Genomic DNA, 15209 nt, shown 5'->3' on the forward strand with positions numbered 1-15209 from the left:
AGCGACGCAATCGTCGAGCGCGTGCGAGTCGGTCACCATCTTCGAAGACGGCGGCTATGAGCCAGTCGAGCGCGGCAAACCAAGGCTGTGGCACACTGCCTTGGGCCTCGAGGGCGAAGACGGGTCGGCCAAGACAGGTGGAATTAGGAGCCTCGCCGGCGTCACGAATGTTTTCATGGCGCCGGGCAACGGCTGCATATCGTTCGTTCCCTCCCCAAAAAGCCTCGATCGCGCTTTACGGGCCTGCAAATGGTCGATCTTCTGCATTTGTACGGACGGCTTGCGAGGTGTGCGATACGTCGATAAATTGCGATTCTATCGACATGATTCGACGATCTGTCGATGCCGACGACATATTCGCCCGACATGTCGATCGCAGAAGGATTGATCGACATGCCGTTCCGTCCGGACCGCCCCTACAACGACCTCCCTCCCCTGCCTCCACGCCAGGATGTGGAGACAAAGGTGGTGCTGAAAGCATGCATTGCGGCGCGCGCAGCACTAACGGAACTCCGTGTGTCGGGACAGATCATCTCCAACCAGGCGGTCCTGATCAATTCGATTCCACTGCTCGAAGCGCAAGCGAGCTCGGAGATCGAAAACATCGTTACCACGACCGACAGGCTGTTCCGCTTCGCCAATGAGGCCGGCAACCAGGCCGATCCTGCCACGAAAGAGGCCTTGCGCTATCGCACCGCCCTCAGCGAAGGTTTTCAGACGCTCAAACAGCGCCCGGTCTCGACGTCCACGGCGATCGCCGTCTGCCGGACCATCAAGGGCGTCGAACTGGATATCCGCGCGACACCGGGCACGGCTTTGATGAACGATGCGACCGGCGCGGTCATTTACACCCCACCGGAAGGGCAAGCGCTACTGCGCGACAAGCTGGCGAACTGGGAACGCTATTTCCATGAGGCCGAGGACATCGACCCGCTGATTCGGCTCGCCGTGATGCACTACCAGTTCGAGGCGATCCACCCTTTTACCGACGGCAACGGCCGAACCGGACGGGTGCTGAACCTGCTCTACCTCGTCGACAAGGGCCTGCTGGACATCCCGGTGCTTTATCTCAGCCGCTATATCATCGGCAACAAGCGCGCCTACTACGATCGGCTTCTGGCCGTCACGACCGAGTCCGCATGGGAGGACTGGATCCTCTACATGCTCGAAGCGATCCGAGAGACGGCCAACTGGTCGACGGCGCGCATCCGCGCCATCCGGGACCTGCTCGATCAAACCGCGGAGCGCATCAGACGCGACCTGCCGAAAATCTATTCGCGCGAGCTGGCCGAAGTGATCTTCGTGAATCCCTATTGCCGCATCGGCGATCTGGTGGCGGCCGGCATCGCTAAAAGACAGGCGGCATCGGTTTATCTGAAGACCGTCGCCGAGCACGGCCTGCTGCAGGAGATGAAGGCCGGTCGGGAAAACCTCTATATCAATCCAGCCCTACTCGCTCTTCTCAGCGACCGACTGCCAGCGAAGCCTGAGCGATGAAGCATCATGGTTGGCCTCATCGGTCAAGAACCGCCCGATCGGCCTCGGTAAGAGAGTTCCACCACACCACCCCGGCGGTTTCATCGGGCGACGGTTCCCCGTGTTCGTTTTTCATATCGGCGATGCTCGCATATGGCGCTCTTTCCAACAAGCGCTGCACCCACTGTCCAACGCCATGGCGCAGATTGACCCTACTCGGCTCATCATGATCCGCGCCCCGTCTTGTCGAGACCGAATAGCTTTCTCACATCGTGTGTTTACATAGCGATATTTGGCATTTCCCAGGCGGCAGCGCGCCGCGTGCGATCGTGTGGATACCATTGCCGGCACCATAAGGCGAGCGACCAGCCGGTATCCTTGGCAATCGGTGCGCCAAGCACCGCAGGCAGATAGTAGGACGATCCCCATGCAAGGATCTGCGTCACGCCGAGGGCCGAGACGAGCACATGGCGATTACGCGCAACAGGCGCGGTGGCGTCCAATCCGGCCTGCCCCGGCTCGTAAACGACCTTCTCGCCGTCTTCCTTGACGAACTCGCGCGGCGGATTGTCGAGCAGCGGCAGCACCGCTTCCGACGGCCGGCATAGCCTCGTGCCCTTCGACGTCTCGACGATCGGCCGGTTGATGAGGATCGGATGGGCGAGCATGAAATCGACCAGCTCGTCATCGCTCCATTTCGGGTTGGCGAGGCCAAGCTCGGCATAAGGCGTTCCCTTCTCGCGCAGCAGCCCGCGCGGAACAATTCCCATCGCCGAGATCAATTCCAGCAGCCGTTCGCGGCTCGGTGGCGTCTTCAGATATTCGATCACGATCGGGTCTTCGCCACTGGCGCGGATCATGGCCAGCGTGTTGCTGGAGGTGCCGCAATCGGGGTTGTGATAGATCGTGACCGTCATGGCTCCGCTTTCAAAGGTTGTTGGATGATTCCCGGACGCAGCAGCCAGCCCATCAAAGCCAATGCGATCAGGGCGCCGAGCAGTTCGGCCGCAAACTGCCTCTGTCGCGCAGCTGTCACAATTCGAACCTAATCGAAAACCGATGCGTCTCGTGACTGACATTTCGGGACGCCTCGACAGCAGTTGGGGATGTCAAAATGCAAGACAGCAACCTATCGGGTCGCTGCATCCGTTGCTGCTGCCATTTCCGTTTCCCGCTGTAGCCGTTCAACAATCGGCAGCAGTCACGGGACGGGCGCGCGCAAGACAGATACATGACGCAATCTCAACATCCCACGGACGGGATTTCGCAAGGTGTCTTGGCAGGCCTGGTGGCGGAAGCCGTGCAACAGGCCCTGATCCAGCGCGGTATCGTTCTAGACCCACAGACCCTGGTGTCTGCTAGCGCTATCGCTGGCAGCCTCGCGGCCGCCGTCCCGTTCCTTCCACAGGAACAGCGCCTCGCGATCGGCTCTTTCAAGGGCGAATGCACTGCGCTCGCCTCCGGATTCTTCCAGGCAATGGCAGAACTCGCGAGCGGCGACTTCGCAAGTGCCGACAGCTCGGATGAAAGCCCTACGGCGGCGAGCGCAGCGCCTTCGTCGCCGCCGCGGGCCAATGATCTTCAATCGGTGCTGATCGAGGATTGGGCGGGCGAGGTCGCCGGGTCGACCTATCTGGAAGAGCATTTCCGCATACCGCGCTCGACGCTGCATCGCTGGCAACGGCGCAATGAGGTTATTGCCTTGCGCAAGGGCGGCCGCAAGCATGTCTTCCCGCTCGCCCAGTTTATCGACGGCAGGCCGGCATCGGGGATCCCCGAAGTACTGTCGGCATTCGGCAATCCACGGCTGGCTTGGTTCTGGCTGACTCGCCCGTCGCAAGAGCTCCACGACCGCATTCCGATCGAGGTCCTCAAACAGGACATGGTGTGTGACGTGGTGGCGGCCGCGCGCCGATTTTCTTCGACTTGACCCTTTCCATCTCGAAATGTTGAGGACAGCATTACGCTCTACGGCGTGATGCAGCCCCCGGTGGACGGGTTGACATGGCGAGCCTACGAAGCGGACCTTGTTCACCTGATCGAAAATCTGCGCGATAGGCTCCAAAGAGGTGCATACCGGGCAAGCCCCGCATGGCGGCAATACATACCAAAGCCAGACGGACGCCAACGCCTGCTCGCAATCGCCGCCCTTGAGGATAAAAATTGTCCAAAGAGCGACGGTCGCGGTGCTGAACGCGATCTACGAGGAAGACTTCCTCGGGTTCTCGTATGGGTTCCGGCCCGGACGTGGCCAGCACGATGCGCTGGACGCACTCGCGGTCGGGATTTCGCTCATTCGACATACGAAGTCTGCTCACCCTGATTTTTGAGGGGGGACGAGCGAACCGAGAAGGCAGGAGGAAGGCCCGGACATGTATCCGGGCCTTCCGATTCAAGCGACTTCACGCAGCGATTACTCGGATGACCCCAATGTCCGGCACATCGACCTCGAATCTCGCAGCTTCGTCTGCCTCCTCAGAAGATCATGACGGGACGGCGGCCGGATGAGGTCAAAGCACAGATCGTTCCGGAGAGCTTGCGTCCGGGCGTGACGGTGAACTTGAACCACCGTGACATGGCGATGCCCGGCATCCCGCAATCCGGCCTCGATGATCGAAGCACGGCTGCGGTTCTCGTCGATAACAAGGATGGTCAACGAACCGGCGGACATGCGCCTATTGTGTAGGCGGACCGGAATTGTGCAATGCGGTAGTCGATCGGAGGCGAACTCGGCCTCACGTTTTCAGATCATCGAGGGTCGTCGGCCCTGGACCTCACCAAAAGCCAACAAGCGACCTTAGCATTGCTTTCGCGCCGACCGCCTCCCGGCACGACCTGCGAAACCCGGTCCGCCCCGTTGCTTCAAGCACGTCGTCATCGATGCCGCGCAGGATCGCGCGCGCGTTGCGCCACCCGATCCGGGCAAGTGCGGAAGCCAACTCCGCACGCACCGGGTCGAACGGAGGCCGATCGATTGCCGAGCTTTCAGTCAGGTCAATGTCATTGCTGGCGCCGAGCGCATACTGCGGAAGATCCACGGCATGACCAATGTCGAATCGCGGCGAGCGGTCCAGGAAATGAGAAAGCATGTGCAGAGACAGGACTGGCGACGAAACGAGGTTCTCGTAGCAGACGAAATGGACAGGAACGCCACTTCGCACCAACGCATCCATGGCAAAGTAAAATTGGTTCCAGTAGTCGGATGGTGTCTTAAACCGGTATTCCATACTGCCAGGTCGCGTAAAATCCTGCCTGACCTCGAACGGTCCGCGGAGGAAGGAACCCAGGCTTTTCTTCGGCCTGAAAATGGTGTCGTTCCTTGCCAGCCGGTACCAGGAGAGAATTTGGCTGACAGGATCCTTGCTCATCACGACAATCGGCAGGTCGCCATACAGCAGATCGCGCCCGTTCATCAGGGCCGGGAAAATCCCGTGCTTCCAGAACCCCTGATCGAAGACGACTGGCACCTTCAGATAGCGTTCGATCAGATATTTGGCGAGATTTGTACCGGATCTCGGGGTGCCCATGACCCGGACGCCGACGGCGTGCTGGCCAAAGCGCGTCGGGAAGCCGATCGGCGTTGAAACATTCATGATGGTCACCGTTCCGCTTGCCGAAAAGCCGGCTGCTCGGCCGCCAGTTCGCCCACTCGCGAAACCGTCCGCGTCGCCGGGCGCTCCGGCCGACGGATCATGGGTCCTGGATCGCTGGAATCGAGCGTGGCGACATGGCCGACTATTGTCGTGAAAAAATCCCGCTCGCGGATCGGGCGGTAACGCGACGCGATCGTCTCACGCAATTCGGCGAGCCAGCCCGGATCGGTACAGGCTTTGGCGACGGCGGCGCACCAGGCTTCGACATCGTGCGCGGGAAGCGTCGGCATCAACCCTTGCGTTGCCTCGGTCAGCGACGGGGCGTCGGAGATCAGAACCGGCAGGCCGAAATCGAGGCACTCGGCGGCCCCCAGGCCCCAGCCTTCCACCGCGGACGGATAGACGCTGAATTCGGCGTCCCGATAGAGTTCCGCCAGTTGCTGATCGCTGAGATTGGAGCGGAACTGAACATGGTCGCGAAGCCGAGGATTGGCCTCCATGAAGGCCACCAGCTCGTCATACATCCACCCCCAACGGCCGCAGAAAACCAGCGTCGGCAGCCGATCGCCCAGCAAAGGCAGAAGCCGATGCCATACCTTGAGCAGCAGGATGTGGTTCTTCCTGATCTCGATCGTCGAGCAATAAAGAACGAACTTCCGACCTTGGTTTTGTCTCTCGGGGCGCATCCGTCCGTCTGCGACGCCTTCCTTGAGAAAGGCGCCGGGCGAAGCGACCGCCACTTCCGGAATCCGAGCGGGATTGGAAGCTCTCGCATGGCATCTCACCCTGTCGGCCGTGTAGTTCGACACGCAGACCAGCAGGTCGGAATTTTCCACTTGCCACGCCGTGTTGCGGACGAAGCCGCGCGCATGATGAGGCCCGACGAAGTGCGGGAAGTCGATCGGGATGAGATCGTGCATGATGGTGAAGATGCCGCAGCTGGTTTTTCCCGCGAGCTTCTTGGCGGCAATCTCATGCACGCTCGCGCTCGACAGGAAGCATACGGCGTTGTCGTCCTTCAGCGGATCCTTCGTCTCGGTCCTCCTCGCGCGCAGGCATGATTTCATCGTCTTGAAGAGGCGAATGGCCGTCTTGGAGAGCTGGAACTTGATCCCGCGCCGCTTTTCCGAGCCCGAGACGAAGATCGCCGCCACGCGGTCGAACTCGCGTCCGAAATCGAAGGGCGCATCGCGCATGATCGACAGCACCTTCCCGAGGCGGGCCAGATACGGCCTGTCCTCTCCGCCGACGGCTTGCGGCAGCTCACCCTCGACCAGCCGCTTCAGGTAGCGAAGCTCCGCTTCGCCCAGCATTCGGCCCCGCCCCTGCGCGTCGACGATGAAGAAGCCGACCGGCGAGGCGCGCCATCGAAGCGCCTGGCGCACAAGTGCCGTCTCGACGCGCGGTATGCCTACGGGCGGATGCGGTCCCCACCGAAAAGGTAAGCTCGAGTCGATGTACAGTTTCTTCAATGGATTACCTTCAATTCTATGTCGATTTCGTCGGCAAAACCGGAGGGCAAACGCCGCACGCAACTCACCGTTGCGAATTGCACTCAGCGAGACCCGCGCCTGGTCTTTGGATCGTCAGACTCAATTCCTGATGGCTGAGCATCTACGTGGGAAAATTACCCACGTCAAGAGATCAACATGAAAAGCCACTCGGGACGCCCTCGTCCAACGAGCCGCTTGACATGTGGGCATTTTTCCCACCAATAATTGATCGTTGATTTCAAGCCGCTTAGACCGGGCTCGCCGCGCGCGGGGTCCGGACTGAATTTCGGCGGATCACCTGCCCCCCGCATGATCCGCGGAAAAGCAGCCGTACCGAAAAGGCTCGAACCACCCACCCCGGTACAAGAGCCAGTGCGGCTGCGCCGGCCGGTTCTGTCCCCTCGCAAAAGACAGACCGGCCGGATCCCTCGCCATCGCGAGACGGTTATTTTCGAGAGGTGGGCGACTGACAGTCGCTAAGCACTCAGCATTGCCTCAGGGCAAGGTTCCGGCGACCCTTTGCCCCTCGGCTTATCCGAGCCCTTAAGGCGAGCCAGGGCCGCCCGGTCCACCGGGGCCACCAGGCCCACCCGGTCCGCCATTGGGGGCGCCTCCGGGTGTACCGGGAACTCCGGGAGCTCCCGGGCCGTTCGGTGGACCTGGCGGCTGGCCGGGCATGCCAGGCTGACCTGGCGAGCGCGTGCTGGCATTCGCCTGACGCGAGGCCGAAACGATATTGCCCGACCGATCGAATCCGACAGCAAGGAACGCGCGCACAGGGGCCGTCGATTTGGAATCGTCGCCCTCGACGGAGACCCCCAGACCCGATTCCAGCCGTCGTCCCTGACGCTGCAAGAAGGTCTCGTAGAGCACGCTCGCGACATCGGCCTGCGGAACCGGTGTCTCCGCCTCGATGCGCACTACTTTGTAGCCGCCGGTGGCCTTGACCAGGGTCAGTTCCACGCGGCGGTTCGCAAGCTGCGATGATCTTGGCCCGACATTCAGCCGCCCCACCAGGAGTGAGCCCCCCGACTTCACCACCGCCAGGCCGCGAACCAGATAGTGTGTCGTGGAGGGCCTGGGTTCTACCAGGCTCGCGACGATTTTCCCGTCCGGCCGGCGAATGCCTTGGACGGCCACGATATCGCCCTTCCTGACCGGTGGCATTCCTGCAACGCCGCCGGTGTCCACGCTCTGTCCCAGAACCAGGATCGAGCCGCGACTTGTGCGCTCGACGGGTCCGACGACCTCGCTGGTGACATGGATTTGCCGCGTGACGACGCGATCCGCGTCCTGTGTCACCGCCACGCGCACGACATGCCCTACCTTGAGGCTGCTTGTGGTGGCGGCGACACCGTCAATCCAGACGGGCACATCCGGACCGTAGGCGACCCGCACATCGTTGACGAAGATGCTGCCGAAGCGCTGTATGGTTCCCACGATGCCGGTGCCGCCGATGCCGTGATCGTCCCCGGTTCCCGCCGTCCAGCCGGTGCCGCCGATACCCCGGTCGCCCGACGTGTCCGTCGCCCTCGCGAAAGCACTGAACAGCAGCGCCGGAAAGGCGGCGCCGAGCGTCAGGAAACTCCGCCTCGTCAACCTCCAGTCCATCAAGCGTCTCCGCCGGCAGGCTTGGAAGAGTCTTCGCCGGCAAACGATGCGCCGTCGGCGGTGAGGATGTAGACGCCGCAATTCCACCGGCTTGTTCCGCCGGGATCGCTTTTCACCGCCTGGTTCGCATGCTTGTTGAGGTGGAGCAGTGTCTCCACCACGACCTTGCGGCTGTAGGCTTCGAGCGACCTGGCAAGGTCTTCAGAGAGGCCGTCATAGTGGACGGCCCGCTCGATGAAAGGCGGTTTGTCCGCCAGGATGTTCGCTACGGCGGCGGCGGCATGGTCCTGAAGATTTCGGGCAAAGTAATAGAGCCGGACCTCGCCATCGTCGCGCGGCGCCATTGCCGCCTCCATCAAGACGATCCGGTCCTCTTCATCGGTCTCCACCAGCTTGCGATCGAGCCAGTCGTCGAGAACCGCCCTCGGCCGCAAATCGCGCGTCACCGACTCGACCAGACCCGCGAACGACGCCTCGCCGGTCTCGGCCATTCGCGGCAAGGGCAATGGCGCGCCCCTGGCGTCGGTGAACATCGGATCGGCAAGCCAGCGCGCGACGAGTGCGCTCGTCCTTGAAACCGAGTCGGGTATGACCCTGACCGGGGCGCCGGCGCCGCGCAGACGACTGACCTCCTTGCGATGGACGCCCGTCAACAGGCTTACCCTGCTGTCCGTCTGCGGCTTGTCGGGCAGCGTGAACTCGTGCTCCGCCACGTTGACGTAGATCTGCCGCAACAGATCGACGAAGGTGGGAAACGTCACCCCGCACTTGATCGCCAGTCGCACCAACGGGCGAAGCACCCGGTTCAACGCGCTCTGGACGCCCGCGGCATCCAGATATTGTTCCGCCGATTTGCTCATCGCCGTCCTTCACCCGTCAATCAGTTCGCCTATGCCCCGAGAATTCCTGCCGAAAATAGCCCGTGGGAAATGCTTCCACAATAGATGGACCGGCAACGCCGGCTGTCCACCCCTCATGCTGAATTGGCAATTTGCGGGTTCACGCCCATTCGTCGGCTCCCGGTTTCGGCGAACCCATTCGACTCCTTCGGTTGACACGTGTGAAATTTTCCCACAATACTTTATTGCGAAGCAGAATCTCGCATCCATCACCGCCAGCGCATGACCGGCAAGGAGAGCACTTTTGAAGAGGCCTTATGTGAAACCGGCCATAACCAGGGCCTTGGATGGGTTCGACCGGCCAGCGGGCAATGTTGACCGCATCGATCTTGCGCATCGCGGCATGGACGCTAACGGGAAGATCCTTTCAGACCCGGACGGCATCATCTCGGGCAAGGAAGGCGTCGATTCAGCCGTCTCCTTGACTGCAAGCGTTGTATCCGCCTATGTCTCGAATAACCCACTGCCCGCGGCCGAGCTGCCGGAATTCATCGGCAAGATATATGCCTCGATCAAGCTGATCTCGATCGGGTCGCTTGACGTCCGGCCCGACGAGATCAAGGGCGTCGCCCGGGCGAAAAAATCGGTCACGCCCGAATTCATCATCTGCCTGGAAGACGGCAAGCGCTTCAAATCGCTGAAGCGGCACATCAGGGCTCAGTACGGCCTTACGCCGGATCAGTATCGAGCGAAATGGAACCTGCCGTCCAACTACCCAATGGTGGCGCCGAACTATTCGGCAACCCGCTCGAAACTGGCCAAATCCATGGGTCTCGGCCGAAAGATAAAATAGGCTCCGAAACGGACTGCGACGCTACGGGCGTAACAGATGATCCGAGCAAAACGGCCTCAATAGGCGTTATCTTCACGACGTTTGGGGATGCCATGCGCGTGCCAGGTTCGCGCAAGAGCCTGATGCAGGCCAAGGCCGACGGCGCCGACGTGCGCATGGTGTACTCGCCGATGGACGCGCTGGCGCTCGCGCGCAAGAACCCCGACCGCCAGGTAGTGTTCTTCGGCCTCGGCTTCGAGACCACCATGCCCTCCACTGCGCTTACCGTGCTGCAGGCGGAAGCCGACGGCATCGAGAACTTCTCGGTTTTCTGCAACCACATAACCATCGTGCCGACGATCAAAGCGATCCTGGACAGCCCCGATCTCCATCTCGATGGCTTCCTCGGGCCCGGCCACGTTTCGATGGTGATCGGCACGGCGCCTTACGAGTTCATCGCCAACTTCTACCGGCGTCCTATGGTTGTCGCCGGCTTCGAACCGCTCGACGTCCTGCAGTCGATCTGGATGATCCTGAAGCAGATCAAGGAGGGCCGCGCCGAGATCGAGAACCAGTACACGCGCATCGTGCCCGAAGCGGGAAATGATCCTGCGCTGGCGGCCGTGGCAAAGGTTTATGAGCTGCGGGAGTTCTTCGAATGGCGCGGGCTGGGCTCCATCGACCATTCGGGGGTCAGGGTGCGCGATGACTATGCTCGCTTTGACGCCGAGCGCAAGTTTGCCATTCCCAACATCAAGATCGCCGATCCGAAATCCTGCCAGTGCGGTGAGGTTCTGAAAGGGGTGCTCAAACCGTGGCAGTGCAAGGTATTCGGCACGCTCTGCACGCCCGAAATGCCCCTTGGTGCGTTGATGGTTTCGCCCGAGGGCGCCTGCGCGGCCTATTACCAATATGGCGGCGTGAAACGGCAGGAACGGCCCGAAACGGCGCCAGCTGGTCTCCCTCCCCGGAAGCCCGGCCGCGCAGCTCGACCGTGCCGGCCCGCGTCTCCCAGTCCCGGTCGCGGTAGCCATTGCGCTGGGCGAGCCGCAGCGGGTTCTTCTCGCCATAGGCGGCGCCGGTGGTCGCGCCCACCTCCATTTCCATCAGCCGCTCGGCGGCAAAGCCGATCATCTCCCGCAGCAGATCGGCATCCGGGGTCTTCTCCACGAGCGTGCGTAGGTTCATCATGTCGTCGGTCATCGGTGGTCCTTCCGAAATGGGTTGGCGTCAACAACCAAACCCTACCGGAAAGCGCCGATGACCACCGACACGCCGCTCACTCGCTACAGCGCTACTAACGGCGCGCTCGCGAGCGACTTCGTAACCCCAGAGCTACACCACCTGATGGGACACGACCTTCACGTCACCGAGCGTCGCCTCGATCGAGGTAGCTTCCATCTTCGACCAAACGCCCCGTCAAAGCCTGAGATCAAACATCGGGTCTTTGATTCTCGAAGATCATGACTCGTTCGAAGCGAACCCCAAAAGACGTCGTTTGCCGCCTTCAAGATGAGACTTCACAGCCCTCTCGGCTCTCCGCCCATCTCCCGCCTCGAAAGCCTGCAAGATCTGCGTATGCTCAGCCATCACCTCGGCGAAGCGGGCTTGGGCTGATTCCACTACGCGATAGAGGCGTGATTGGGTGAGTATCACATTAAGGCTTCGATGAGTTTCCAGCATAACCGGATTCTGCGAGCTATTAACGATAAACTCGTGAAAATCGGCATCGGCTTCAATGAATTCTTTGTATTCTTCGTATTTTTGACCAAGAATATTTATCGCACTCATGCGATCCAAACACTCTTGGAGCCCCGTGATGATCTCGCGATCGTTTCGTGGCGCCCCGATCCTCGCGCAGTGCCCCTCGGTGACTATTCGGTATTCCAGCAAACTCTCGAAATAGGCGGCGCTAGGTTCTTCGGCTACCAGGTACCCGCAATAGAGCTTTTGAACCAGAAGGCGCTCAGCCTCGAGCCTGACCAATGCTTCACGCAACGGGGAACTGCTGACTCCGAGCTCCTTGCCCAAGGACGATATGTTCAACTGCTGGCCAGGTTTCAGCACGTTGTCCAGTATCATCCCTTTGACGACCTCAAAAGTATGTTCCGTCAGCGTCTTTCGCTGCACCGACACGACACCCATTTGACCTTTTGCCATCTGCGCTCCTGAGCAGAACTAACTTAGCCGATTAAGGCTTTCAGAGTAACCGGCGCCAGCGTTCTACGGACGAATAGCCGTCCAACTTAAACATGGCACCCGATCAGTGCTTTTATTTCGAGAAACTCTTCCAATCCCCATTTGCCATACTCCCGCCCAATACCGGAGCGTTTGTAGCCGCCAAACGGCGCGGCATCGTCCCAAGCTGGCAAGTTGATTTCGATTCGACCAGCCTGAAGCCGCGAAGCGACCTTGCGGGCGCGGTCTGTATCGCCCGATTGGACGTAGGCAGCGAGCCCGTATTCGCTGGAATTTGCGATCTCGATCGCATCCTCCTCGTCGGTATAGGGCATGATGACCAGCACCGGCCCAAAAATCTCGTCCCGCGCAATCTGCATGTCGCGCGAGACTTCAGTAAATATGGTCGGGCGAACGAAGAAACCCCGTTCAAGGTTGTTCGGGTGTTCTGCGCCGCCGCAAACCAGTTGTGCGCCCTCGATGACGCCCTGTTGGATGAGATGTTTAACCTTCCGGTATTGTGCCTCGTTAGCTAGCGGTCCAACATCGGTGGCCGGATCCATTGGATCGCCAACAATCAGCGCTTCCGCGACATCAGCCGCTATGCGCGCAGCTTCAGCGCATTGATCACGCTGCACCAAGAGCCGGGCCGGGGCTGCACAGGACTGGCCACTGTTTCCCATGATCTTCTTGACGCATCCCGTGACTGCGACAGCCAGATCCGCATCCGGGAGCACGATGTTCGCCGATTTTCCACCGAGCTCAAGTGCCACTTTCTTCACCGTCGTAGCTGCGGACTGCGCGACAGCAATACCAGCGCGCGTGGAGCCCGTGAAATGCACAAGATCGATGCCAGGATGGCTTGAAATGGCATGACCGACAGTGGCGCCGTCACCTTGAACCAAGTTGTAGACGCCGGCCGGCACACCCGCGACCTCCAGGATTTCAGCCCAGATCACGGCGGAGAGCGGCGCCAGTTCGGACGGCTTGTGGACCATGGTGCAGCCTGCCGCCAAGGCCGGAATAACCTTGCAGGCGATTTGATTGCTTGGCCAATTCCAGGGCGTGATCAGGCCGGCAACGCCAATGGGTTCCCTTACGATCTTGGTTTCACCTTGCATCCATTCGAACGGATAAGCGTCCAGCACCGAGATCATTCGCGTGATATGAGCGAGCCCAGTCCCCACCTGTGGACCGAGCGCAAAAGTCTTGGGCGCTCCCATTTCCATCGTCATAGCGGCGGCCAGATCGTTCACCCGCGTCGAATATTCAGCTTTGATAGCGTGCAGCAACGCGAGCCTATCAGCGACGGTGGAAACCGAAAAATCGCGAAAGGCACGCCTGGCCGAACGTACCGCATCGTCCACGTCCTCAACCGTTCCCAACATAACGGTCGCGCAGTGATCTTCGTTGGCCGGGTTAACTACCTCAAAAGGAACGCCTGCTGTCGACGCGCGCCATGTTCCATCTATGAAGTTCTGTTGAGTCCGCATCCGCTATGTCCTTTCTGATTCCGCCGCCTGCGCCTCACTGAGCCCAGTTGTCAGGATTGCGAATGAAATCCGCACCTCGTTCGGCGATCATGACTGTCGGCGCCTGCGTGTTGCCGCTGACGAGGGTCGGCATGACCGACGCGTCGATGACGCGAAGCCGCTCGACGCCCCTGACGCGCAATCGATCGTCGACGACGGCCATGTCGTCATGGCCCATCTTGCAGGTGCCGACCGGGTGGTAGATGGTTTCCGAATTCGCCCGCAGCCATGCATCGATTTCGCGATCCGTCGCCACGCGCGTACCTGGCGACAGCTCTTCGGCGCGGAACGGGTCGAACGCCGGCTGCGCGACGATCTCTCGGCACAGCTTGAACCCCGCGCGCATCACGTCGATGTCGGCCTGCCGTTGGAAGTAGTTTGGCTGGATCTCCGGGTGCTTTCGAGGATCGCTCGACTTGATACGGATGTATCCGCGGCTTTCGGGTCTCGACAGATTGAAGTACGGCATGAAGCCATGCTCCTTGATTATCTTACGACCGTTGTCCTCATACATCATGTTAGTCATGTGAATTTGTAGATCCGGATCGGCGAGCTCCTTGCGACTGCGCAGGAAGGCGATCGCTTCGACCCCGTGATAGGCTGCCGGCCCACTCTTGGTCGCAAGATACTGGATGAAATAGCGCAGGACGTTGTGAGGCTCTGTCCCGCGCATGAAGGAGATCGGCTGCGAAATCTTCTGCTTCAGACCGGCCACCAGATGGTCTTGCAGATTGTCTCCCACACCCGGCAGGTCGCACGCCACGTCGATCCCCAGCGATCGCAGATGATCAGCCGGGCCTATGCCGGATAGCTGCAGCAGCTGCGGCGAATTCACTGCTCCCGCCGACACGATCACTTCGCGCGCGGCCCGGAGGACCCGCACGCTCCTGCCCTGATAGAATTCAACGCCGACCGCCCGCCCCTTTTCAACACTAACCTTCGATGCGAGTGCCCGGGTTATGATCGAGAGGTTGGCGCGCTTTTGGGCCGGGTGAAGCAGGGCACGAGCGGTATTGATGCGCTTTGCTTCGAAGATGTTGCAGTCGAGCGGACCGAAACCTTCCTGATCGCCGGAGTTGAAGTCATCATTATACGGAAACCCCGCCTGCATGCCGGCTTCCACAAAAGCTTTTTGCAGGGGATGCTTCACGCCGAAGCGTGTGACCTTAAATGGACCGGCTGCGTTATGATATTCTGTGTTGCCTCCGAACCAACCTTCGGTTTTCTTAAAGAAGGGCAGGCAATCGTGGTACGACCAACCGCGGTTGCCCAGCTGGGACCAAGTGTTGTAGTCGCTCGCCACACCGCGGATATACACCATGCCGTTGATCGCGCCAGATCCGCCGAGAATCTTGCCGCGCGGCCAATAGATAGTGCGGTCGTTCAGGTTTTTCTGGGGCTCGGTGGTGTATTTCCAGTTGAACAGGCCAGTCTTAAGCGACAGCCAAAAACCTGCCGGTATGGTGACAAGCATGTTGTTGTCGCGTCCCCCTGCCTCGATCAGCGCGACTTTGCAGGCGGCATCTTCGGAGAGGCGGGCCGCCAGCACGCAACCCGCTGCCCCTCCCCCCACGACGATGTAGTCAAACTCGTCTTGCAGTTTCACAATTGCCTCAGCCGCCGCCCGTCTTGACCGAGCTATAATGCATAATGCA

Annotated in this window: 10 protein-coding genes and 4 pseudogenes; 4 read left to right on the forward strand and 10 right to left on the reverse strand. The window is 60.5% G+C overall.

The window, feature by feature from the left end:
• The first annotated feature begins 393 nt into the window (after window positions 1–393).
• Window positions 394–1497 (forward strand): Fic family protein, encoded by a 1104-nt coding sequence (locus EJ071_RS36110; RefSeq protein ID WP_126102864.1) that lies wholly within the window; start codon window positions 394–396, stop codon window positions 1495–1497.
• 506 nt (window positions 1498–2003) lie between these two features.
• On the opposite strand, the pseudogene arsC reads toward EJ071_RS36110, so the two are convergent.
• Window positions 2004–2393: pseudogene (arsC, locus tag EJ071_RS36115) on the reverse strand (arsenate reductase (glutaredoxin)); the annotation flags it as partial.
• A gap of 314 nt (window positions 2394–2707) precedes the next feature.
• On the opposite strand from arsC, the gene EJ071_RS36120 reads away from it, so the two are divergent.
• On the forward strand, window positions 2708–3406 hold the full coding sequence (locus tag EJ071_RS36120; RefSeq protein ID WP_126102109.1) for an antitoxin Xre/MbcA/ParS toxin-binding domain-containing protein: 699 nt from the start codon (window positions 2708–2710) through the stop codon (window positions 3404–3406).
• Between the two features lie 633 nt (window positions 3407–4039).
• Here the strand turns inward: EJ071_RS36120 and EJ071_RS39885 are convergent.
• From EJ071_RS39885 to EJ071_RS36145, 5 genes and pseudogenes are all read right to left on the reverse strand, one after another.
• Window positions 4040–4147 (reverse strand): annotated as a pseudogene (locus EJ071_RS39885) (two-component system response regulator); the annotation flags it as partial.
• A gap of 103 nt (window positions 4148–4250) precedes the next feature.
• Entirely contained in the window at window positions 4251–5078 is an 828-nt protein-coding gene (locus EJ071_RS36135) for a hypothetical protein (RefSeq protein WP_126102110.1), read from the reverse strand.
• On the reverse strand, window positions 5075–6541 hold the full coding sequence (locus EJ071_RS36140; protein ID WP_126102111.1) for a glycosyltransferase family 1 protein: 1467 nt from the start codon (window positions 6539–6541) through the stop codon (window positions 5075–5077). The genes EJ071_RS36135 and EJ071_RS36140 overlap by 4 nt, the downstream gene beginning before the upstream one ends.
• Before the next feature lie 564 nt (window positions 6542–7105).
• Window positions 7106–8173 (reverse strand): hypothetical protein, encoded by a 1068-nt coding sequence (locus tag EJ071_RS38895; RefSeq protein WP_189521346.1) that lies wholly within the window; start codon window positions 8171–8173, stop codon window positions 7106–7108.
• Complete coding sequence (locus EJ071_RS36145; protein WP_189521347.1) at window positions 8173–9033, reverse strand: DUF6502 family protein; 861 nt, start codon at window positions 9031–9033, stop codon at window positions 8173–8175. Before EJ071_RS36145 ends, EJ071_RS38895 begins: the two co-directional genes overlap by 1 nt.
• 382 nt (window positions 9034–9415) lie before the next feature.
• Between EJ071_RS36145 and EJ071_RS36150 the strand changes: the two genes are divergently transcribed.
• Both EJ071_RS36150 and hypD read left to right on the forward strand, forming a co-directional pair.
• Window positions 9416–9865: a MucR family transcriptional regulator gene (locus EJ071_RS36150; RefSeq protein ID WP_126102866.1), complete on the forward strand. Its 450-nt coding sequence runs from the start codon at window positions 9416–9418 to the stop codon at window positions 9863–9865.
• 62 nt (window positions 9866–9927) lie between these two features.
• Window positions 9928–10773: pseudogene (gene hypD / locus EJ071_RS36155) on the forward strand (hydrogenase formation protein HypD); the annotation flags it as partial.
• A gap of 52 nt (window positions 10774–10825) precedes the next feature.
• Here the strand turns inward: hypD and EJ071_RS36160 are convergent.
• The 4 genes and pseudogenes from EJ071_RS36160 to EJ071_RS36180 all read right to left on the reverse strand — a co-directional run.
• Window positions 10826–11047, reverse strand: a pseudogene (locus EJ071_RS36160) (transposase); the annotation flags it as partial.
• Window positions 11048–11305: 258 nt separating this feature from the next.
• A complete protein-coding gene (locus EJ071_RS36170; RefSeq protein ID WP_126102113.1) occupies window positions 11306–12004 on the reverse strand; it encodes a GntR family transcriptional regulator in 699 nt (232 codons plus the stop codon).
• 86 nt (window positions 12005–12090) lie between these two features.
• The gene (locus EJ071_RS36175; RefSeq protein WP_126102114.1) at window positions 12091–13515 is read right to left on the reverse strand and encodes an aldehyde dehydrogenase family protein; all 1425 of its coding nucleotides are present in this window, start codon (window positions 13513–13515) and stop codon (window positions 12091–12093) included.
• Window positions 13516–13549: 34 nt separating this feature from the next.
• The gene (locus EJ071_RS36180) at window positions 13550–15160 is read right to left on the reverse strand and encodes a choline dehydrogenase (protein ID WP_245460111.1); all 1611 of its coding nucleotides are present in this window, start codon (window positions 15158–15160) and stop codon (window positions 13550–13552) included.
• Window positions 15161–15209 lie beyond the last annotated feature (49 nt).

The organism is Mesorhizobium sp. M1B.F.Ca.ET.045.04.1.1, assembly GCF_003952465.1.
GTDB lineage: Bacteria > Pseudomonadota > Alphaproteobacteria > Rhizobiales > Rhizobiaceae > Mesorhizobium > Mesorhizobium shonense.

Bases quoted from the DNA above. Each gene is read 5' to 3' on its own strand.
- EJ071_RS36110 (WP_126102864.1), top strand. From the start codon at position 394: ATGCCGTTCCGTCCGGACCGCCCCTACAACGACCTCCCTCCCCTGCCT.
- EJ071_RS36120 (WP_126102109.1), top strand. From the start codon at position 2,708: ATGACGCAATCTCAACATCCCACGGACGGGATTTCGCAAGGTGTCTTG.
- EJ071_RS38895 (WP_189521346.1), bottom strand. From the start codon at position 8,173: ATGGACTGGAGGTTGACGAGGCGGAGTTTCCTGACGCTCGGCGCCGCC.
- EJ071_RS36145 (WP_189521347.1), bottom strand. From the start codon at position 9,033: ATGAGCAAATCGGCGGAACAATATCTGGATGCCGCGGGCGTCCAGAGC.
- EJ071_RS36150 (WP_126102866.1), top strand. From the start codon at position 9,416: ATGGACGCTAACGGGAAGATCCTTTCAGACCCGGACGGCATCATCTCG.
- EJ071_RS36170 (WP_126102113.1), bottom strand. From the start codon at position 12,004: ATGGCAAAAGGTCAAATGGGTGTCGTGTCGGTGCAGCGAAAGACGCTG.
- EJ071_RS36175 (WP_126102114.1), bottom strand. From the start codon at position 13,515: ATGCGGACTCAACAGAACTTCATAGATGGAACATGGCGCGCGTCGACA.